The organism is Achromobacter sp. Marseille-Q0513 (assembly GCF_018195695.1).
Taxonomy (GTDB): Bacteria; Pseudomonadota; Gammaproteobacteria; order Burkholderiales; family Burkholderiaceae_B; genus Achromobacter.
Genome location: NZ_JAGTJY010000125.1, coordinates 1 through 17,784, shown reverse-complemented (window position 1 = coordinate 17,784; position 17,784 = coordinate 1). Strand labels below are relative to the sequence as shown.

Here is a 17,784-nt window from a genome sequence, read left to right as displayed (position 1 = left end):
GGGCGGGGGGTAGGCCTGGTTCAGGTACTGGATGATCAGTTGCGCCTGATCCGGCGCGATGGGCGCGCCATAGACGGCGACCATCTTCTTCACCTCGGCCTCCCAGAAGCCCAGCGGCATGGGCGGCTGGGTGGACAGGTAGTCCACCGAATGGCACATGAGGCACTGGGCCGCGCTCTGGGCGCCGGGGCTGGTGCCCGGATGCAGGGTGGCGGTTTCGGCGGGCAGCTGGATGTCCAGCGCATGGGCCGGCGACAGCATGGCCAGGGCGGCGGCGCCGGCCAGCGCAAGCAGATGACGGTTCATGACGGGCTCCTCAGGCGGCGGTGACGCGCAGGGTTTCGACCACGTTGCGCATGTAGCCGGCGGGGTTCCAGAGCGCCTCCAGCGGCTGGGTCTCGCCCGCCATGTTGGTGGCGCGGGCCTTCAGCTCGTAGGCGCCGGCCCGTTCCGGCTTGAAGTCCGCCTGCCATTCGCGGAACGAGTAGCGCCCCAGATCCTGGCCCAGCTGGGCGGCGCGCCAGGTCTTGCCGCCGTCGGCCGAGAACTGCACTTCGCGGATGCCGCGCCCGCCGTCGAAGGCGATGCCGCGCACGCGCTGCGCCTGGCCCAGCGGCACGCGGGCGCCGTCGGCCAGGCTGGTGATGAAGCTGCGCACGTTGTAGCGGCCGATCGGACGGGTCTTCTCCGGCGCCTTGCCCACCGGCGTACAGGCGCAGTCGTTGTCCGGGATGCGGTAGGCCTTCTGCATCCAGTAGCCGTCGAATTCCTTGTCCAGCACGGTGATGTCGGCCAGGTGCTTGACCCAGTAGGTGCCGTAGTGGCCCGGCACCACCAGGCGCACGGGGTAGCCGTTCAGCAGGGGCAGGTCGGCGCCGTTCATGGCGTAGGCCAGCATGACCTCGCCATCCATCGCGTGGGCCGCGTCCAGCGCCTTGACGAACTCGGGCGTGCCCGGCAGCACCGGCCGGTCCATGCCCTCGAAGCTGACCTGGCGCGCGGCCTTGCCGATGCCGGCCTTCTCCAGCACGCGCGACAGGGGGATGCCGAGCCCGCGCGCATTGCCCATGGCGCCGTTGCCCAGCTGCCCGCCGCCCACGCGCGGCTCGAAGAAGCCGCGGCTGTTGCCGGAACACTGGGTCACGGCCACCAGCTCCACCGGCGCGCCGAACTTCTCCTTCAGGTCGGCCAGCGTCAGTTCCAGCGGCGCGTCCACCAGGCCGCCCACGCGCAGCCGGTAGGCGGCCGGGTCGATCCGTGTCGGTATGTGCCCCAGGTGATAGCGCACGAAAAAGGCGTCGTTGGGGGTGATGATGCCCTCGTTGTAGACCTCGAACGGCGTCTCCAGTTGCGGCGGCCGGGCGGTCTGGCGGATCAGCGGGCGTTTTTGCGGGTAGGCGATCAGCTCGCGCTCGCCATTGGCGAAGGGCAGGGTGACCGTGGCGGGGGCTGCCAGCGCATTCAGGGCCTGGCCGGCCGTCGTGCCGGCCGCGCCCAGGGTACAGGCCTGGCGCAGGAAGCGCCGGCGTCCGTTGGTGCCGGATGTGCTCATACTCGTTGTCTCCTGGAGTTTTTCGAGTACGCTGCCGGCGTTGCGCAACCTGTCCGGCGGCGGCTTGCCAGAGTATGCGCCCGGACCCCGCCGCCGCGCCACGTTTTTGCGCGGCGCGCGGTTTCAATAACCGCTATTTCCGTCTTTGACCATGTCGCTACGATTCGATGGCCGCGCCTTCGCGGCCCTGCTGCTGCTCACCGCCGTGGAGGCGCTGATCGCCACCGTGGGAAAACCCTATCCCTGGCTGCGCGGCTTCGTCGGCGACGTGCTGGCGGTGGGCTGGGTGTACCTGGTGTTCCGCAGTTTCATCCGGGCGGGCGTGCTGCCGCTGGCGGTGGCGGCGCTGCTGACGGGCTATGCGGTCGAGTTCGGCCAATACCTGGCCAAGCTCTACGGCTGGCAGATCAAGCAGCCGCTGCTGCGCATCCTGCTGGGCAGCGTGCCGGACTGGTGGGACGTGCTGGCCTACACGGTGGGCTTCTTCCTGGTGCTGGCGCTGGCGGGCTGGCGCCGGCGCGGCGGGCGGGTGCCCGCCGGCGCCTAGGCGGCGTCCGCATGCCGGCGGCCGCGCGCTATCGCAGCACCAGCACCGGCAGCTTGGTCTGCGCCAGCACGCGCTGGGTTTCGCTGCCCAGCAGGAAGCCGGTCATGCCGTGGCGTCCATGCGAGCCCATGATGATGAGATCGCAGCCCTGCGCCTTGGCCGCGTCGACGATGGCGGCATGCGGGTGGTCGTTGACCGCCACCATGCAGGAGCAGGGCACCAGCGCATTGCGGGCCTGCGCCTCCAGCCCGTCTAGGTAGGCCTGCGCGTTCTTGCGCGCCTGGTCGGTGTGGTAGCCCTGGGCGGTGCCTAGCATCTCGGCCTGGTAGACCAGCAGGTGGTCTTCGGGAATGGCGCGCAGCACGGTGACGGCGGCGTTCATCTCCTTGGCGAAGACGATGCTGCGCTGGAAAACCGAATCGGACAGCGGCGAGCCGTCCACGGTGATGAGCAGGTGCCTGTACATGTTGCCTCTCCCTTGGAAAAAGGAACGTTCAGCAACGGCGAATTCAGTATAGGCCCGTGTTTTGGCGTGATCCAGTCCCGCTTTCGGACGAGGGCGGCGGGGTTTTCCCGGACGGCGCCGGGCGTTTCGGACGGCGGGTCAGGCGTGCGCGGGGGCGCGGCGGCCGATGGCGGGCGCGGCCTGGTCGGCGGCGGGCGGCGCGGCGTCACCGGCGCGGCCGTCCGGCAGGATCACGTTGGGGAACAGCGCGCCGGTGCCCATCAGCGCGCCGGCGGCCATCAGCCAGCGATGCAGGGTCTGGCCGACGCCATGTGGGTCGCTGGCGCCGTTGCGGGTGTCTGGTGGGGAAAAGGTCATGGATCTGCTCGCGATGCCGCGCAGGCGCTGCCGCCTGCGGTGTGGGCTGGTAGTGGCAAGCCCAGACTCTAAGCAAGCGTGCGCATCGCCGGCAAACATTCTTTGGTGATGACGATATGCGCGCGCTGCTTATGCCGGCCTCGCATAAGCGCATGCGCAATCCGTTCTTCCGCGCCGACGCGCGCGGCGATAGGCTGCATGCCTGAACCCCGCCGGGGCCAGCCGTCGCGCCGGCCCCGGCCAGAAGCCTGGAAGACCGTCCGTCATGACCAAGAAGCAGATCCTGCTCAACGCCTTCAACATGAACTGCGTGGGCCACATCAACCATGGGCTGTGGACGCATCCGCGCGACACCTCCACCGCCTACAAGACGCTGGACTACTGGACCCACCTTGCCCGGCTGCTGGAGCGCGGCCTGTTCGACGGCCTGTTCCTGGCCGACATCGTCGGCGTGTATGACGTGTATCAGGACTCGGCCGACCTGACCCTGCGCGAATCCATCCAGCTGCCGGTCAACGACCCGCTGCTGATCGTGCCGGCCATGGCGGCGGCCACGCGCCACCTGGGCTTCGGCGTCACCGTCAACCTGACCTACGAGGCGCCCTATCTGCTGGCGCGCCGCTTCTCCACGCTGGACCACCTGACCCAGGGCCGCGTGGGCTGGAACATCGTCACCGGCTACCTGGAGAGCGCGGCGCGCGCCATGGGGCTGTCCGGGCAGATCGCGCACGACGAGCGCTACGACCGCGCCGACGAATTCCTGGACGTGGCCTATCAGCTGTGGGAAGGCAGCTGGGACGCGGACGCGGTCAAGGCCGACAAGCGCGCGCGGGTCTATGCCGATCCCGCCGCCGTGCGCCGGGTGGACCATGACGGCAAATACTATCGTGTTCAAGGCTATCACCTGGCCGAGCCCTCGCCGCAACGCACGCCGGTGCTGTACCAGGCGGGCTCGTCGGGCCGGGGCCTGGCCTTCGCCGCGCGCCATGCGGAATGCGTGTTCGTTTCCAGCCAGACCAAGGAGGGGCTGCGCAAGCTGGTGTCCGAGCTGCGCGCGGCGGTCGCGCGCGAGGGCCGCGATCCGCGCGACATCAAGTTCTTCATGGGCATCACGGCCGTCGTCGGGCGCACGGAACGGGAAGCCCGGGACAAGCACGCCGAGTACCTGCGCTACGCCAGCCCCGAGGCTGGCCTGGCGCACTATGCCAGCTCGACCGGCATCGATTTTTCCACCTACGCGCCGGACGAGCCGATCCGCTACGTGAAGAACAACGCCATCGAATCCGCCGTGCGCAGCCTGACCGTGGCGCGCACCGACCGCACGGTGCGCGACCTGCTGGCCGACATGGCGCTGGGCGGGCGCTATCCGGCGCTGGTGGGCAGCGCCGCGCAGGTGGCCGACGAGCTGGAATCCTGGGTCGCGGAAACCGGCATCGACGGCTTCAACCTGGCGCGCACGGTCACGCCGGAATGCTATGAGGACTTCATCGACCTGGTGATTCCCGAGCTGCAATCGCGCGGCTCGTACAAGACTGCCTACGCCGACGGCACGTTGCGCGAGAAGCTGTTCGGTGCGGGCCGCGCGGCCTTGCCGGACGTACACGCGGGCGCGCGCGCCCGGACCGCCTACGCCTGAACGCGCGGCGCGCATGCGTGGCAGATAACCGGCGCCGCAAGGCGCCGGCCTTGTTTAGAACTTCGGGCGATAAGCGCATATTTCCCGAAGTGGGTTGCTGTCCATGCGGCGCAAGCGCGGCCACATAAGGCACATAAGGTCATGCCGACTAAGTATTTTTCGGCGCGCAACCGCGATGACAGAATCGTCTCGTCTCCTGTCCCATCCTGGAATCGAAACGATGCCCACCCTGATCCGCCTGCTGTCCGTCGCCGTCCTGGCCACCGCCTTCACCGCCGGCGCGCAAGCGCAGCAAAAATCCTCCATCAGCGTCGGCATCTCCGTCGGCACGACCGAGAAGATCTTCGACGTGGTCAAGCAGGTCGCGGCCCGCGATGGCCTGGAGATCAAGCTGATCAAGTTCAATGACTACCAGCTGCCCAATGCCGCGCTGAACGCCGGCGACCTGGACGCCAACGCCTTCCAGCACAAGCCCTTCCTGGACAACCAGATCAAGGCGCGCGGCTTCGACATCGTGCCGGTGGGGCTGACCGTAACCGCGCCGCTGGGCTTCTATTCGCGCAAGATCAAGGCGCTGGGCGACCTGCCCGAGGGCGCCTCGGTGGGCATCCAGAACGACCCGTCCAACGGCAACCGCGCGCTGCGCCTGCTGGCGGCGTACAAGCTGATCACGCTCAAGCCCGAGGCCGAACAGAAGAACAACGCCACGCCGCAGGACGTGGTGTCCAACCCGCGCAAGCTCAAGCTGGTGCCGCTGGACGCCGCGCAGCTGCCGCGCTCGCTCGATGACCTGACCGCCGCCGCCATCAACAATGACTATGCCGACCAGGCCGGTCTGGTGCCGGCGCGCGACGCCATCGGCCGCGAAGCCGCCGATGGCCCCTATGCCAACCTGATCGCGGTGCGCACCAAGGACCGCGACCAGCCCTGGGTCAAGAAGCTGGTGGCGGCCTACCAGTCGCCCGAGGTCCGCGCCTTCATCGAGAAGGAATTCAAGGGCTCGCTGGTGCCCGCGTTCTGACGCGTCCGGCCGTTCTTTCCGCATCCCTGACATCCGGCGATACACCATGAGCATCATCACCCTGGCGGGCAGCCCGTCGCAGCGTTCCCGTTCCTCCGCCCTGCTGCGCCATGCCGCCAACCGGCTGCGCGCGGGCGGCTGGAGCATCGGCGAACTGGGCCTGCGCGACATTCCCGCCGAAGAACTGATCGAGGGCCACTACGCCAGCCCCGCCGCCGGCGCGCTGCGCGCCCGCGTCGCGGCCGCCGACGCGGTGCTGATCTCCACTCCGGTCTACAAGGCCTCGTTCGCCGGCGGCCTGAAGGCGGTGCTGGACCTGCTGGACGAGAAGGCGCTGGCCGGCAAGGTGGTGCTGCCCATTGCCACCGGCGGCAGCCCGGCGCACCTGTTGGCGCTGGAATATGGCCTGAAACCGGTGCTGTCCGCGCTGGGCGCGCGCCACATCCTGGCCGGCGTGTACGCCACCGACAAGCAGGTGCGCGTGGACGAGGCCGGCCAGCCCCATATCGACGACGACGTGCGGCAGCGGCTGGAGGACTCGGTCGACCGGCTGTCCGAGCAGCTGCGTCCGCATGCCTATGTCGCCAATGAAGCCTATGACCTGGGCCGGCTGGCGCTGGCCGGCGGCTTCAGCGTCTGAACCGGAAAAACGCTCATGAACCTGTTTCCTTTCGCCATTCGCCGCGCCTTGCTGCGCGGCCTGCTGGGCCTGTTGGGCGCGGCGCTGCTGGCGCCTGCCGCGCAGGCGCAGGACGGCAAGACGCTGCGCATCGGCTTTCAGAAATACGGCACGCTCACCATCGTCAAGGCGCTGGGCACGCTGGACAAGCGCCTGGCCGAGCAGGGCGTGACGGTGAAGTGGACCGAGTTCCCCGCCGGCCCGCAATTGCTGGAAGGCCTGAACGTGGGCTCGATCGACTTCGGCACGGTGGGCGAGGCCCCGCCGATCTTCGCCCAGGCCGCCGGCGCCGCGCTGGTGTACGTGGGCAGCGAGCCCGCCGCGCCCGCCAGCGAGGCCATCCTGGTGCCCAAGGATTCGCCGCTGCGCGGCGTGGCCGACCTGAAGGGCAGGAAAGTCGCCCTGAACAAGGGCTCGAACGTGCACTACCTGCTGGTCAAGCAGCTGGAGCGGGCGGGCGTGGCCTACCGCGACGTGAACGTGGTCTACCTGACGCCGTCGGACGCGCGCGCCGCCTTCGAGCGCGGCGCGATCGACGCATGGGTCATCTGGGATCCGTTCCAGGCCGCCGCCGAGAAACAGCTGGGCGCGCGTGTGCTGGCCGACGGCACCGGCGTGGTCAAGAACTACCAGTTCTTCCTGGCCGCCAGCGGCTACGAGAAGGCGCATCCGCAGATCATCCAGACCGTGCTGGACGAGGTACGCAAGGGCGATCTGTGGGCGCGCGACCACCGCGCCGAAAGCGTGGCCCTGCTGCAACCGGTGCTGGGCCTGGACCGCGAGATCGTGGAGCTGGCCGCGAGCAGGCTGGCCTATGGCGTGCAGCCGATCACGCGCGAGGTGCTGCTGGAACAGCAGCAAGTGGCGGACGCGTTTCATGCGCTCAAGCTCATTCCGAAGCCACTGAACGTATTCGACGCCGCTCCATCGATACTGAAATAGACGAGGGCAGGACTTTCATGGACGTATTCTGGTTCATCCCCACGCACGGCGATTCGCGTTACCTGGGCACCAGCCTGGGCGCGCGCGAGGCCGGCTACGACTACTTCCGGCAGGTGGCCGTGGCCGCCGACACGCTGGGCTACGACGGCGTGCTGCTGCCCACCGGACGCTCCTGCGAGGACGCCTGGGTGGTGGCCTCCAGCCTGATCGGCGCGACCCATCGTCTCAAGTTCCTGGTGGCGATCCGCCCCGGCGTCAGCTCGCCGCAGTTCTCCGCGCGCATGGCCGCCACCTTCGACCGCCTGTCGCAAGGGCGCCTGCTGGTCAATGTGGTGACGGGCGGCGATCCCGGTGAGCTGGAAGGCGACGGCGTGTTCGTCAGCCATGACGAGCGCTACGCCATCACCGCCGACTACCTGAAGATCTGGCGCGGCATCCTGGCCGCCAGCCACGAGGGCGCGGGCTACAGCCATGACGGCGAAAAGCTGGTGTCCAAGGGCGGCAAGGTGCTGTATCCGCCGACGCAGAAGCCGTATCCGCCGCTGTACTTCGGCGGCTCGTCCGAGGCCGCGCACGAGCTGGCGGCCGAGCAGCTGGACGTGTACCTGACCTGGGGCGAGCCGCCCGAGGCCGTGGCGCGCAAGATCGCCGACGTGCGCGAGCGCGCGGCGCGCCATGGACGCAGCGTGAAGTTCGGCATCCGGCTGCACGTGATCGTGCGCGAGACCGAGGCCGCTGCCTGGGCCGCCGCCGACGAGCTGATCAGCCATCTGAGCGAGGACACAGTGAACGCCGCGCAGACGGCCTTCGCCAGGATGGATTCGGAAGGCCAGCGCCGCATGGCCGCGCTGCACGGCGGCAAGCTCGACGACGGCCGTGGCGGCCGCTCGCACCTGGAGATCGCGCCCAACCTGTGGGCCGGCGTGGGCCTGGTGCGCGGCGGCGCGGGCACGGCCCTGGTGGGCGACCCGCAGACCGTGGCGGCGCGCATCCAGGAGTACGCCGACCTGGGCATCGACACCTTCATCTTCTCGGGCTATCCGCACCTGGAAGAGTCGTACCGCTTCGCCGAGCTGGTGTTCCCGCTGCTGCCCGGCAAGGGCCGTGGCCGCCAGGGCAATCCGGTGCTGACCGGCCCGTTCGGCGAGGTCATGGCCACCGAGCTGGTGCCGAAGGTCGCGGCCAGCTGATGGATACGCGCCCCGAACGCGGCTGGCGCGCGGCGCTGGCGCCCTGGCTGGTGCCGCTGGGCATCCTGGCGCTGTGGCAGCTGGCGGCGCAGGCCGGCTGGCTGTCCTCGCGCATCTTGCCCGCGCCCTCGGCCGTGGCCGCCGCGGCCTGGTCGCTGGCCGTGTCGGGCGAGCTGTGGCTGCATCTGCGCGTCAGCGCGTTGCGCGCCTTGTGGGGCCTGCTGCTGGGCGGCGGGCTGGGCCTGGCGCTGGGCCTGCTGAACGGCGCGTCGCGCCGCGCCGAGACGCTGCTGGACACCACGCTGCAGATGATCCGCAACATCCCGGTGCTGGCGCTGATCCCGCTGTTCATCCTGTGGTTCGGCATCGAAGAGACCGCCAAGCTGGCGCTGCTGTCGGTGGGCGTGTTCTTTCCCGTTTATCTCAACACGTTCCACGGCATCCGCTCGGTGGATCCGGCGCTGATCGAGATGGGCCGGTCCTACGGCCTGAGCGGCTGGCGCCTGTACCGCGACGTGATCCTGCCCGGCGCGTTGCCGTCCATGCTGGTGGGCCTGCGCTTCGCGCTGGGCCTGGTGTGGGTGGTGCTGATCGTGACCGAGACCATCTCGGCGCAGTCCGGCATCGGTTACATGACCATGAACGCGCGCGAGTTCCTGCAGACCGACGTGGTGCTGCTGGGCATCCTGCTCTACGCGCTGCTGGGCAAGGGCGCGGACGCGCTGGCCCGCGCGCTGGAGCGGCGCCTGCTGCGCTGGAACCCCGCTTACCGGCCGGCCTGAGCCGGCCATCCAGGAGTGATGATGGCCAAGATCCAAACCGTGCAGGACGCGCGCCGCGACGACGGCGCGGGCGCCGCTTCCGGGCGCGCGGCCGACGCGCCGCCGCCCACGCCTGCCGAGGCGCTCGAAACGTTGGCGCAGGCGCTGGCCGCCACCGCCGTCGAGCGCGACCGCCTGGGCGGACATGCCGCCCGCGAGCGCGAACTGATCCGCCAGAGCGGCCTGCTGCGGCTGTCGGTGCCGACCGCGCATGGCGGGGCAGGCGCCAGCTGGTCGACGGTCCTGGGCGCCGTGCGCCGGCTGGCCCAGGCCGACAGCGCGCTGGCGCACGTATTCGGTTTCCACCATCTGCAGGTGGCCGGGGTGCTGCTCTACGGCACGCCCGAGCAGCACGCCTATTTCCTGGAACCGACCGTGGCGCGCAACATGTTCTGGGGCAATGCGCTCAATCCGCTGGACCGCCGCGTGGTCGCGCGCGCCGAGCTGGACGGCTATCGCATCGACGGCGTCAAGAGCTTCAGCTCGGGTTCGGTGGGCTCGGACCTGCTGACCTTCTCGGCCTGGCACAAGCCGTCCGGCACGGCGCTGATCGCCGCGCTGCCGACGCGCGTCGAGGGCATCACCGTCAACCCGGATTGGGACGCCTTCGGCCAGCGCCAGACTGATAGCGGCACGGTGCGCTTCGACCATGTGCGGCTCGAGGCCGTGCAGGTGCTGCAGGCGCCGGGCGCCACGCCGACCGCGCGCGCCACGCTGCGCTCGCAGGTGGCGCAGCTGATCATGACCAATCTGTACCTGGGCATCGCGCAGGGCGCGTACCAGGACGCGCGCGGCTATGTGCGCGACGCCGCCCGGCCGTGGTTCGCCTCGGGCGTGGAGCGCCACGCCGACGATCCCTACGTGCAGGAGCGCTTCGGCGAGTTCTGGCTGTCGCTGCAGGCGGCCCGCGCGCTGGCCGACCAGGCGGCGCAGGCGCTGGACGAGGCGCTGGCGCGCGGCCCGTCCGTCACCGCCGAAGAGCGCGGCCGCGTCGCCGTGGCCGGCGCGCAGGCCAAGGTGCTGGCGCATCGCGCGGCGCTGTCGGTGGGCGCCGAGCTGTTCGACGTGACCGGCGCCAGTTCCACCCACAACCGCCACGGCCTGGACCGCCACTGGCGCAACGCCCGCGTGCACACGCTGCACGATCCCGTGGCCTACAAGATCCGCGACCTGGGCCGCTACGCGCTGCTGGACCAGCTGCCCGAACCCACGCCGTATTCCTGACCCCAGTCCTGTCCTCATGATGAACCGACTGCCATTTCCCGAATTTACCCGATGACCCAGAGCGCGACGCTTTCCCCGCTTTCCGCCGTGCCCCAGCCCGTGATCCGGCTGGATGCCGTGAGCAAATCCTTCCGCCTGCCGGCGGGCCGTTTCGACGCGGTATGCGACGTGTCGCTGTCGATCCGCGCCGGCGACACCTTCGGCATCATCGGCAAGAGCGGCGCCGGCAAGTCCACGCTGCTGCGTCTGATCAACCTGCTGGAGCGGCCCGACCATGGCGCCGTGCACGTGGCCGGCACCGAGCTGACCGGCCTGGGCAAGTCCGCGCTGCGCGCCGCGCGCCAGAACATCGGCATGATCTTCCAGCAGTTCAACCTGCTGCAGAACGAGACCGTGTTCGAGAACGTGGCCTTCCCGTTGCGCGTGCACGGCGGCCGCGACCGCGAACAGATCGCCGCGCGGGTGCGCGAGTGCCTGGAGATCGTGGGGCTGGCGGACAAGTCCGCCAGCCATCCGGCGCAGCTGTCCGGCGGCCAGAAGCAGCGCGTGGCCATCGCCCGCGCGCTGGCCAGCGAGCCGGCGGTGCTGCTGTGCGACGAGCCCACCTCCGCGCTGGATCCCGAGACCACGCGTTCCGTGCTGGGCGTGCTGCGCGATATCAACCGGCGGCTGGGCGTGACCATCGTCATCGTCACGCACGAGCTGGCCGTGGTGCGCGCGCTGTGCCGCCACGTCGCGGTGATGGAGAACGGCCGGGTGCTGGAGCAGGCCGAGATCACGGGCGCGCACGTGAACCTGAGTTCGGCGCTGGGGCGCGAACTCATCCGCGAGGCCGCCCATCCCTATGAAGAGGTGGCGTGATGCTGGATACCTTCGTGCAATTGCTGCCCGAGCTGGGCGTGGCCATCGGCCAGACCTTCCTGATGCTGGCGATCGCCCTGTCCGCGTCCATCCTGCTGGGCGGGCCGCTGGGCGTGCTGGTGTTCCTGACCGGGCCGGGCCAGTCGCTGGACCGCCCCGTGCTGCATCAGCTGTTGAGCTGGACGGTGAATACCGTGCGGTCTTTTCCCTTCATCATCCTGCTGGTGGCGCTGGTGCCGTTCACGCGCGTCATCGCCGGCACCTCGATCGGCCCGGTGGCCGCGGCCGTGCCGCTGTCCTTCGCCGCCATTCCGTATTTCGCGCGGCTGGTCGAGCAGGTGCTGCGCGAGGTGCCGCGCGGCGTGATCGAGGCCGCGCATGCCGCCGGCGCGTCGGAGCTGCAGATCGTGCGCCGCGTGCTGCTGGTGGAGGCGCGCTCCGGCCTGGTGCTGGCGCTGACCGTGCTGGCGGTGAGCTTCCTGTCCTACTCGGCCGTGGCCGGCGTGGTGGGCGGCGGCGGCATCGGCGACCTGGCCATCCGCTATGGCTATTACCGCTTCCAGACCGACGTGATGGCGCTGACCGTGGCGCTGCTGGTCGTGCTGGTGCAGATCATCCAGTTCGCCGGCAACACCATCGCCCGGCGCATCGACAAACGCTGATTCCCCTACGCCATTCCGAGGTCGTCCATGTCCGTCTTGCGCAAGCCCTCCCTCCGTCAACTGGCCGCCGCCGTCGCCGCGCTGGCCCTGTCCGGCGCCGCCGTCGCGGCCGATCCGGCCAAGAAGGAAATCGTCTTCGGCGCCACCGCCGGGCCCTACAGCGACCAGATCAAGCTGGGCATCAAGCCCATCCTGGAAAAGCAGGGCTACACGGTGCGCGTGGTCGAGTTCAACGACTATGTGCAGCCCAACTTCGCCCTGGCGCAGGGCGCGCTGGACGCCAACGCGTTCCAGCACGTGGTCTACCTGCAGAACTTCGCGACCAAGAACAAGCTGGAACTGTCCGAGCTGGTGAAGGTGCCGACCGCGCCCATCGCCATCTACAGCCGGAAATACAAGAGCGTGGACGCCGCGCCCGAGGGCGTGAGCGTGGCCGTGCCGAACGATCCCACCAACCAGGCGCGCGCGCTGGTGGTGCTGCAGGAGCTGGGCTGGGTCAAGCTGCGCGAGGGCTACGACCCGCTGCGGGTGTCGGAGAAGGACGTGGCCGCCAATCCGAAGAAGATCAAGCTGATCCCGCTGGAGGCGGCGCAGTTGCCGCGCTCGCTGGAGGACACCGACTATTCCTTCGTCAACGGCAATTTCGCGCTGGCGTCCGGGCTCAAGCTGACCGAGGCGCTGGCGCTGGAAAAGACCACGCCCATCTACCAGAACCTGGTGGCGGTGCGCACGGCCGATCTGTCCAGGCCCTATGTGCAGGACATCGCGGCGGCCTACCGCTCGCGCGAGTTCCTGGCCGTGACCGAGAAATCCTTCGCCGGCTTCGTCAAGACCGACGACCAGCGCAAGCTGGAGGCGTCCCGCTGACGGCCGCGCGGCCGGGCGCGGACAGGACCTGGTATCGGGAGGCCGCCGTCATGTTCATCAACCCCAACGAGTTCGAGTTGCTGCGGCACCTGGACGGGCCGGCCCGCACGGGGCCCGAGGCCGACGCGGACGCCCAGGCGGCGCAGGCCGAGCCGGGACCGACGCCGCCGCTGGGCGTGACGCTGCGCAAGCTGGGCAAGCGCTACGGCGAGCGCGTGGTGCTGCGCGGCCTGGACCTGGAACTGGCCGCCGGCGAGTTCGTGGCGGTGGTCGGGCGCAGCGGCTGCGGCAAGAGCACGTTGCTGCGCCTGCTGGCGGGACTGGAAGCGCCCAGCGGCGAGCAGGGCGGACCGCCCGCGCGCTCGCCGGTGCTGTTCGACGGGTTTCCGCAGTGGGGCGCCGACGACCGGGTCCGCATCATGTTCCAGGACGCGCGACTGCTGCCGTGGAAGTCGGTGCTGGACAACGTGGCGCTGGGCCTGCCACGCCGGGAGCGGGCGCAGGCCGCGGCGGTGCTGCGCCAGGTCGGCCTGGGCGATCGCGGCGGCGACTGGCCGGCGCAGCTGTCGGGCGGACAGCGCCAGCGGGTCGCGCTGGCGCGGGCGCTGGTGCACCGGCCCGGCCTGTTGCTGCTGGACGAGCCGCTGGGCGCGCTGGACGCGCTCACGCGCATCGACATGCAGCAGCTGATCGAGACGCTGTGGCGGCGCGATGGCTTCACGTCCGTGCTGGTGACGCACGACGTGGGCGAGGCCGTGGCGCTGGCGGACCGCATCCTGGTGCTGGACGAGGGCGGGGTGGCGCTGGACGAGCGCGTGCCGCTGGCGCGTCCGCGCGCGCGCGGTTCGGCCGCCTTCGCCGCGCTGGAGGCGCGCGTGCTGCGCGTGGTCCTGCGCCAGCCGGAAGAGGAGTCGCGGCCGCTGGCGCAGGTGATTCCCATCCGGCACTTGAAGCTGGCGATCTAGCATTGCCCGCGCCGGCAACGGCGGGCGCGGATTTTCTTTGTTTTTCTCAATTCGGGAGCAAGTCATGAGCATTCAATCCATCAACGCCCGCAACCAGTTCCGCGGCAAGATCAAGGAAATCATCCTCGGCCCGGTGGTGTCCGAAGTGGACGTGGACACGCCGGCGGGCATCGTCACCTCGGTGATCACGACCCGTTCGGTCAAGGAACTGGACCTGCAGGTGGGCACCGAGGTGCTGGCCTTCGTCAAGGCCACCGAGGTGTCGGTCGCCAAGCTTTGACGCGGGGGCCGCAACCTTGTAGCGGCTTCATGCGGCGGCCGCGTCACACGGCGTCGCGCGCCGGGGCAGGCCGGCGGTTGTTGCGACCCAGCAACAGCCGCCGGCGATTGTTTCCAAACCCTGCGCCTCCGCTTTTTTATCTTGCCGCTATGCCAAAATGTCGGGCACCGGGATCGGAGCCAGATCCCCCCTTGCCGGACCTTGAAATTGAATCCCATGCATTTTGTCCGCTGCGCCCTGTTCGGCGCAGGGATGGCGCTTAGCGCCGCGGCGGCCTCGGCCCCCATCTTCGTCCTGAATTCCCTGGACGCCAACGTCAGCATCGTCGATCCCGCCTCGTACAAGGAAGTGCGCCGCGTGCCCACCGGCAAGGAGCCGCATCACCTGTACCTGACGCCCGACGAGAAGTCGCTCATGGTGGCCAATGCCACCGGCGACTCGATCACGCTGATGGATCCCAAGACCGGCGAAGTGCAGCGCACGCTGACCGGCATCGTCGATCCCTACCAGCTGCAGTTCTCGCCCGACATGAAGTGGTTCGTCACCGCCGCGAACCGCCTGGACCACATCGACATCTATGCCTGGAAGCCGCTGGAAAAGGGCTTCGACCTGAAGCTGGTCAAGCGCATCCCGGCGGGCAAGACGCCCAGCCACATCATGATCGACGCCAAGAGCACCACGGCCTACGTCACGCTGCAGGACAGCGACCAGCTGATCGCCATCGACCTGGCCACGCAGACGCCGAAGTGGACCGTGTCGGTGGGCAAGACGCCGGCCGACGTGTTCCTCACGCCCGACCAGAAGACGCTGCTGGTGGCCCTGACCGGCGATTCCTACGTCGAGGCCTATGACGTCAGCAACGGCCCGGCCAAGCTGGTCACGCGCATCAAGACGGCGGCCGGCGCGCACGCCTTCCGCGCGCAGGGCGACAAGCGCCACCTGTTCGTCAGCAATCGCACCGCCAACTCCATCAGCCGCATCGACCTGCAGACGCTGGCCGTGACCGACACCTTTGCGGTGCCGGGCGGTCCGGACTGCATGGACGTGCTGGCCGACGGCAAGACCCTGCTGGTCACATCGCGCTGGGCGCGCAAGCTGACCGTGGTCGACCTGGAGCAGAAGAAGGTCGTGCAGCAGGTGCCGGTCGGCAAGTCGCCGCACGGCGTCTGGACGCTGAACCATGCGCCGACGCGCTGAGCCGTCGAAGCTGGCGGCGGCGGCCTGCCTGGCCGCGCTGCTGCCGGCGCTGGCCGGCGCCGCCGGGCCGGCCCCGGCGGCTGCTGCTTGCGACAAGCCCGTCTACCTGACCTTCGACACCGGCCACATGGGCGTGGCCCCGCTGGTGGCCGACGTGCTGGCCCGCCATCACGTCAAGGTCACGTTCTTCCTGGCCAACGAGCGCACGCTGACCGACGGGTCCAGCCTGGATGACCAGTGGGCGCCCTGGTGGAAGGCGCGCGCCGCCGAGGGCCATGCCTTCGGCTCGCATACCTATGACCACGTCTACTGGCAGGGCGACCTGCCGGACGGCAAGTTCCGCGTCAAGCCCAGCGCCGGTCCGCAGACGGGCAAGGTTCAGACCTGGACCGCGCAGCAGTATTGCGAAGAGATCAAGCGCTCGGCCACGCGTTTCACGCAGATGACCGGCCGCGCCATGCTGCCGCTGTACCGCGCGCCGGGCGGCAAGACCTCGCCGGCGCTGCTGAAGGCGGCCCGCGAATGCGGCTACGAGCACGTGGGTTGGGCGCCGGCCGGTTTCCTGGGCGACGAGCTGCCCAGCGACAAATTCCCCAACGCCCGCCTGCTGGAGCAGGCGCTGCGCAACATCAAGCCCGGCGACATCCTGCTGGCCCACCTGGGCATCTGGTCGCGCCAGGATCCCTGGGCCCCCGCCGTGCTGGAGCCGCTGGTTGAAGGCTTGCAGCGCAAGGGCTATTGTTTTGCTACCTTGGATACGCATCCGGCCTACAAGGGCTGGATCGCCACGCATCACTGATCATGGATACGCTTAGTCAATGGTTCGGGGAGTGCCAGCAATGGCTCTTCGAGACCCTCGTGCAGCCCGCGCTGTTCCACCTGGGCTTGAGCAACTTCATCGAGGACGGCTACGACGCCACCATGTGGCTGCTGGTCGGCCTGCTGCAGATCGCGCTGCTGGTGCTGGTGTTCGGCCCGCTGCAACGCCTGCGCCCGGTCGAACCCGTGACCGACCGCCGCCAGATCGGCATCGACGTGCTCTACACGCTGATCCACCGGCTGGGCGTGTTCCGCCTGGCGCTGTTCTTCACCGTGGACCCGCTGTGGGACAGCGTGTTCGGCCAGCTGCACATCTGGGGGTTCGCGCCGTTCCAGCTGGACCAATACTGGCCGGGCGTGACCGACCGCGCCTGGGTCAGCCTGATCATCTACCTGCTGCTGTTCGACGCGGTCGACTACTTCTACCATCGCGCCCAGCATCGCTTCGGCTGGCTCTGGTCGCTGCACGCGGTGCACCACAGCCAGCGCCAGATGACCATCTGGAGCGACGACCGCAACCACCTGCTGGACGACATGCTGCGCGACGTGGTCGTGGTGTTCGTGTCGCAGCTGGTGGGCGTGCCGCCGGCGCAGTTCGTGGCGGTGGTGGCGATCACCCAGCTGGCGCAGAGCTTCTCGCACGCCAACCTGCGCCTGCATTTCGGCGCCATCGGCGAACGCCTGCTGGTCAGCCCGCGCTTTCACCGGCATCACCATTCCATCGCCTACGACGCCTCGTCGCCGGGCCCGGCCGGCGGCTACAACTTCGCCGCGCTGTTCCCGATCTGGGACGTGCTGTTCCGCACCGCGCGCTTCGGCACGAACTACGGTCCCACCGGCATCCATGACCAGCTGCCCGAGCAGGGCGGACGCGACTACGGTCGCGGTTTCTGGTCGCAGCAATGGCTGGCGCTCAGGCGCATGACGGGTCGCGAGCGCGATCCCGCGCCGCCGCCCGCCGGCGCCGCGACGGAGAAGGCCGGAACCTGAACGTCTCGAGCTGCACGCACACAAACGGGGGCCACAGGCCCCCGTTTTGCATGCCGGCCAGAAGAGCGGCCATATCGGTCGCAAGAAGAATGGTTTCAGCGGAATGCCGCGGAGCCGGCTTCGCCGGTCCGCAGGCATGCCCCCTTGAGGGGGAGCGCGCAAGCGCTCGGGGGTGGGCCCTCCTACCCCGCGGTGTCGCGCTTGATCTCGCCGTGGCGGCGCTCCATTTCCTGGCGCAGCTCGCGCCGCAGCCGTGCGGCCACGAAGCGCTGCTTTTCCTCCAGCGTGGCCGGGTTCAGCGGCGGCACTTCGGCGGGCACGCCGTGTTCGTCCACCGCCACCATCGTGAAGTAGCAGCTGTTGGTGTGGCGCACCAGCTTCTTGCGGATGTCCTCGGTCACGACCTTGATGCCGATCTCCATCGAGGTGCGGCCGGTGAAGTTCACCGCCGCCAGGAAGGTCACCAGCTCGCCCACGTGGATGGGCTCGCGGAACACCACCTGGTCGACCGACAGGGTCACCACGTAGTGGCAGGCGTAGCGGCTGGCACAGGCATAGGCCACCTGGTCCAGGTACTTGAGGATGGTGCCGCCGTGCACATTGCCTGAGAAGTTCGCCATGTCTGGCGTCATCAGGATGGTCATCGACAATTGGTGGCTGAAGGCGTCGTTCATGTCGGGCGCTCCTGATTGCTGAAATGAATATGGT

Annotated in this window: 21 protein-coding genes; 16 read left to right on the top strand and 5 right to left on the bottom strand. The window is 69.3% G+C overall.

All coding sequences use genetic code 11. The annotated features are described in order from the left end of the window. Together KDH83_RS21480 and KDH83_RS21475 are read right to left on the bottom strand one after the other, a co-directional pair. Positions 1-306 (bottom strand): sulfite:cytochrome C oxidoreductase subunit B (locus KDH83_RS21480; protein WP_212319620.1); only part of this gene is annotated, 306 nt, incomplete at its 3' end. Between the two features lie 10 nt (positions 307-316). Further along, positions 317-1,552 (bottom strand): molybdopterin-dependent oxidoreductase, encoded by a 1,236-nt coding sequence (locus tag KDH83_RS21475; protein ID WP_212319618.1) that lies wholly within the window; start codon positions 1,550-1,552, stop codon positions 317-319. Positions 1,553-1,703: 151 nt separating this feature from the next. Between KDH83_RS21475 and KDH83_RS21470 the strand changes: the two genes are divergently transcribed. After that, the gene (locus KDH83_RS21470) at positions 1,704-2,099 is read left to right on the top strand and encodes a DUF2809 domain-containing protein (protein WP_103272097.1); all 396 of its coding nucleotides are present in this window, start codon (positions 1,704-1,706) and stop codon (positions 2,097-2,099) included. A 28-nt stretch (positions 2,100-2,127) separates the two neighbouring features. Here the strand turns inward: KDH83_RS21470 and KDH83_RS21465 are convergent, their stop codons facing one another. Together KDH83_RS21465 and KDH83_RS21460 are read right to left on the bottom strand one after the other, a co-directional pair. After that, positions 2,128-2,565: a universal stress protein gene (locus KDH83_RS21465; RefSeq protein ID WP_212319616.1), complete on the bottom strand. Its 438-nt coding sequence runs from the start codon at positions 2,563-2,565 to the stop codon at positions 2,128-2,130. Positions 2,566-2,703: 138 nt separating this feature from the next. After that, positions 2,704-2,922: a hypothetical protein gene (locus KDH83_RS21460; RefSeq protein ID WP_212319614.1), complete on the bottom strand. Its 219-nt coding sequence runs from the start codon at positions 2,920-2,922 to the stop codon at positions 2,704-2,706. Between the two features lie 265 nt (positions 2,923-3,187). On the opposite strand from KDH83_RS21460, the gene KDH83_RS21455 reads away from it, so the two are divergent. The 15 genes from KDH83_RS21455 to KDH83_RS21385 all read left to right on the top strand — a co-directional run bounded on the left by KDH83_RS21455 (position 3,188) and on the right by KDH83_RS21385 (position 17,076). Further along, positions 3,188-4,558, top strand: a complete 1,371-nt coding sequence (locus KDH83_RS21455; RefSeq protein WP_212319612.1) for an LLM class flavin-dependent oxidoreductase — start codon at positions 3,188-3,190, stop codon at positions 4,556-4,558. A gap of 220 nt (positions 4,559-4,778) precedes the next feature. Beyond that, positions 4,779-5,579 (top strand): MetQ/NlpA family ABC transporter substrate-binding protein, encoded by an 801-nt coding sequence (locus tag KDH83_RS21450; protein ID WP_212319610.1) that lies wholly within the window; start codon positions 4,779-4,781, stop codon positions 5,577-5,579. Between the two features lie 46 nt (positions 5,580-5,625). Continuing rightward, entirely contained in the window at positions 5,626-6,219 is a 594-nt protein-coding gene (gene ssuE, locus KDH83_RS21445; protein ID WP_212319608.1) for an NADPH-dependent FMN reductase, read from the top strand. Between the two features lie 15 nt (positions 6,220-6,234). Further along, a complete protein-coding gene (locus KDH83_RS21440) occupies positions 6,235-7,200 on the top strand; it encodes a sulfonate ABC transporter substrate-binding protein (RefSeq protein ID WP_212319606.1) in 966 nt (321 codons plus the stop codon). Between the two features lie 17 nt (positions 7,201-7,217). Further along, positions 7,218-8,390 carry an FMNH2-dependent alkanesulfonate monooxygenase gene (gene ssuD / locus KDH83_RS21435; RefSeq protein WP_212319604.1) on the top strand — a complete coding sequence of 391 codons (1,173 nt, stop codon included), beginning with the start codon at positions 7,218-7,220 and terminating at the stop codon, positions 8,388-8,390. Then, on the top strand, positions 8,390-9,172 hold the full coding sequence (ssuC, locus tag KDH83_RS21430; protein WP_212319602.1) for an aliphatic sulfonate ABC transporter permease SsuC: 783 nt from the start codon (positions 8,390-8,392) through the stop codon (positions 9,170-9,172). The genes ssuD and ssuC overlap by 1 nt, the downstream gene beginning before the upstream one ends. A gap of 21 nt (positions 9,173-9,193) precedes the next feature. Continuing rightward, a complete protein-coding gene (locus KDH83_RS21425) occupies positions 9,194-10,435 on the top strand; it encodes an acyl-CoA dehydrogenase family protein (protein WP_212319600.1) in 1,242 nt (413 codons plus the stop codon). Between the two features lie 51 nt (positions 10,436-10,486). Then, positions 10,487-11,296, top strand: coding sequence for a methionine ABC transporter ATP-binding protein (locus KDH83_RS21420; protein WP_212319597.1), 810 nt, complete (start codon positions 10,487-10,489; stop codon positions 11,294-11,296). Next, positions 11,296-11,958 carry a methionine ABC transporter permease gene (locus tag KDH83_RS21415; RefSeq protein WP_212319595.1) on the top strand — a complete coding sequence of 221 codons (663 nt, stop codon included), beginning with the start codon at positions 11,296-11,298 and terminating at the stop codon, positions 11,956-11,958. Before KDH83_RS21420 ends, KDH83_RS21415 begins: the two co-directional genes overlap by 1 nt. Before the next feature lie 27 nt (positions 11,959-11,985). Further along, on the top strand, positions 11,986-12,825 hold the full coding sequence (locus KDH83_RS21410; protein WP_212319593.1) for a MetQ/NlpA family ABC transporter substrate-binding protein: 840 nt from the start codon (positions 11,986-11,988) through the stop codon (positions 12,823-12,825). A 50-nt stretch (positions 12,826-12,875) separates the two neighbouring features. Then, positions 12,876-13,790, top strand: a complete 915-nt coding sequence (locus KDH83_RS21405) for an ATP-binding cassette domain-containing protein (RefSeq protein ID WP_212319591.1) — start codon at positions 12,876-12,878, stop codon at positions 13,788-13,790. 64 nt (positions 13,791-13,854) lie between these two features. Then, complete coding sequence (locus KDH83_RS21400; protein WP_006227327.1) at positions 13,855-14,070, top strand: molybdopterin-binding protein; 216 nt, start codon at positions 13,855-13,857, stop codon at positions 14,068-14,070. Between the two features lie 216 nt (positions 14,071-14,286). After that, positions 14,287-15,267: a YncE family protein gene (locus KDH83_RS21395; protein WP_199770963.1), complete on the top strand. Its 981-nt coding sequence runs from the start codon at positions 14,287-14,289 to the stop codon at positions 15,265-15,267. Beyond that, positions 15,251-16,066 carry a polysaccharide deacetylase family protein gene (locus KDH83_RS21390; RefSeq protein WP_212319589.1) on the top strand — a complete coding sequence of 272 codons (816 nt, stop codon included), beginning with the start codon at positions 15,251-15,253 and terminating at the stop codon, positions 16,064-16,066. The genes KDH83_RS21395 and KDH83_RS21390 overlap by 17 nt, the downstream gene beginning before the upstream one ends. A 2-nt stretch (positions 16,067-16,068) precedes the next feature. Next, entirely contained in the window at positions 16,069-17,076 is a 1,008-nt protein-coding gene (locus KDH83_RS21385) for a sterol desaturase family protein (RefSeq protein WP_212319587.1), read from the top strand. A gap of 182 nt (positions 17,077-17,258) precedes the next feature. Here KDH83_RS21385 and KDH83_RS21380 read toward each other — a convergent pair whose 3' ends face one another. Next, positions 17,259-17,750 carry an acyl-CoA thioesterase gene (locus KDH83_RS21380; protein WP_212319585.1) on the bottom strand — a complete coding sequence of 164 codons (492 nt, stop codon included), beginning with the start codon at positions 17,748-17,750 and terminating at the stop codon, positions 17,259-17,261. Positions 17,751-17,784 lie beyond the last annotated feature (34 nt).

What these genes read in the sequence shown, in the direction of transcription:
- KDH83_RS21405 (WP_212319591.1), top strand. Translation starts at nt 12,876, where the DNA reads ATGTTCATCAACCCCAACGAGTTCGAGTTGCTGCGGCACCTGGACGGG.
- KDH83_RS21420 (WP_212319597.1), top strand. Translation starts at nt 10,487, where the DNA reads ATGACCCAGAGCGCGACGCTTTCCCCGCTTTCCGCCGTGCCCCAGCCC.
- KDH83_RS21415 (WP_212319595.1), top strand. Translation starts at nt 11,296, where the DNA reads ATGCTGGATACCTTCGTGCAATTGCTGCCCGAGCTGGGCGTGGCCATC.
- ssuD (WP_212319604.1), top strand. Translation starts at nt 7,218, where the DNA reads ATGGACGTATTCTGGTTCATCCCCACGCACGGCGATTCGCGTTACCTG.
- KDH83_RS21455 (WP_212319612.1), top strand. Translation starts at nt 3,188, where the DNA reads ATGACCAAGAAGCAGATCCTGCTCAACGCCTTCAACATGAACTGCGTG.
- KDH83_RS21460 (WP_212319614.1), bottom strand. Translation starts at nt 2,922, where the DNA reads ATGACCTTTTCCCCACCAGACACCCGCAACGGCGCCAGCGACCCACAT.
- KDH83_RS21470 (WP_103272097.1), top strand. Translation starts at nt 1,704, where the DNA reads ATGTCGCTACGATTCGATGGCCGCGCCTTCGCGGCCCTGCTGCTGCTC.
- ssuC (WP_212319602.1), top strand. Translation starts at nt 8,390, where the DNA reads ATGGATACGCGCCCCGAACGCGGCTGGCGCGCGGCGCTGGCGCCCTGG.
- KDH83_RS21465 (WP_212319616.1), bottom strand. Translation starts at nt 2,565, where the DNA reads ATGTACAGGCACCTGCTCATCACCGTGGACGGCTCGCCGCTGTCCGAT.
- KDH83_RS21390 (WP_212319589.1), top strand. Translation starts at nt 15,251, where the DNA reads ATGCGCCGACGCGCTGAGCCGTCGAAGCTGGCGGCGGCGGCCTGCCTG.
- KDH83_RS21400 (WP_006227327.1), top strand. Translation starts at nt 13,855, where the DNA reads ATGAGCATTCAATCCATCAACGCCCGCAACCAGTTCCGCGGCAAGATC.
- KDH83_RS21450 (WP_212319610.1), top strand. Translation starts at nt 4,779, where the DNA reads ATGCCCACCCTGATCCGCCTGCTGTCCGTCGCCGTCCTGGCCACCGCC.
- KDH83_RS21395 (WP_199770963.1), top strand. Translation starts at nt 14,287, where the DNA reads ATGCATTTTGTCCGCTGCGCCCTGTTCGGCGCAGGGATGGCGCTTAGC.
- KDH83_RS21425 (WP_212319600.1), top strand. Translation starts at nt 9,194, where the DNA reads ATGGCCAAGATCCAAACCGTGCAGGACGCGCGCCGCGACGACGGCGCG.
- KDH83_RS21380 (WP_212319585.1), bottom strand. Translation starts at nt 17,750, where the DNA reads ATGAACGACGCCTTCAGCCACCAATTGTCGATGACCATCCTGATGACG.
- KDH83_RS21440 (WP_212319606.1), top strand. Translation starts at nt 6,235, where the DNA reads ATGAACCTGTTTCCTTTCGCCATTCGCCGCGCCTTGCTGCGCGGCCTG.
- ssuE (WP_212319608.1), top strand. Translation starts at nt 5,626, where the DNA reads ATGAGCATCATCACCCTGGCGGGCAGCCCGTCGCAGCGTTCCCGTTCC.
- KDH83_RS21385 (WP_212319587.1), top strand. Translation starts at nt 16,069, where the DNA reads ATGGATACGCTTAGTCAATGGTTCGGGGAGTGCCAGCAATGGCTCTTC.
- KDH83_RS21475 (WP_212319618.1), bottom strand. Translation starts at nt 1,552, where the DNA reads ATGAGCACATCCGGCACCAACGGACGCCGGCGCTTCCTGCGCCAGGCC.
- KDH83_RS21410 (WP_212319593.1), top strand. Translation starts at nt 11,986, where the DNA reads ATGTCCGTCTTGCGCAAGCCCTCCCTCCGTCAACTGGCCGCCGCCGTC.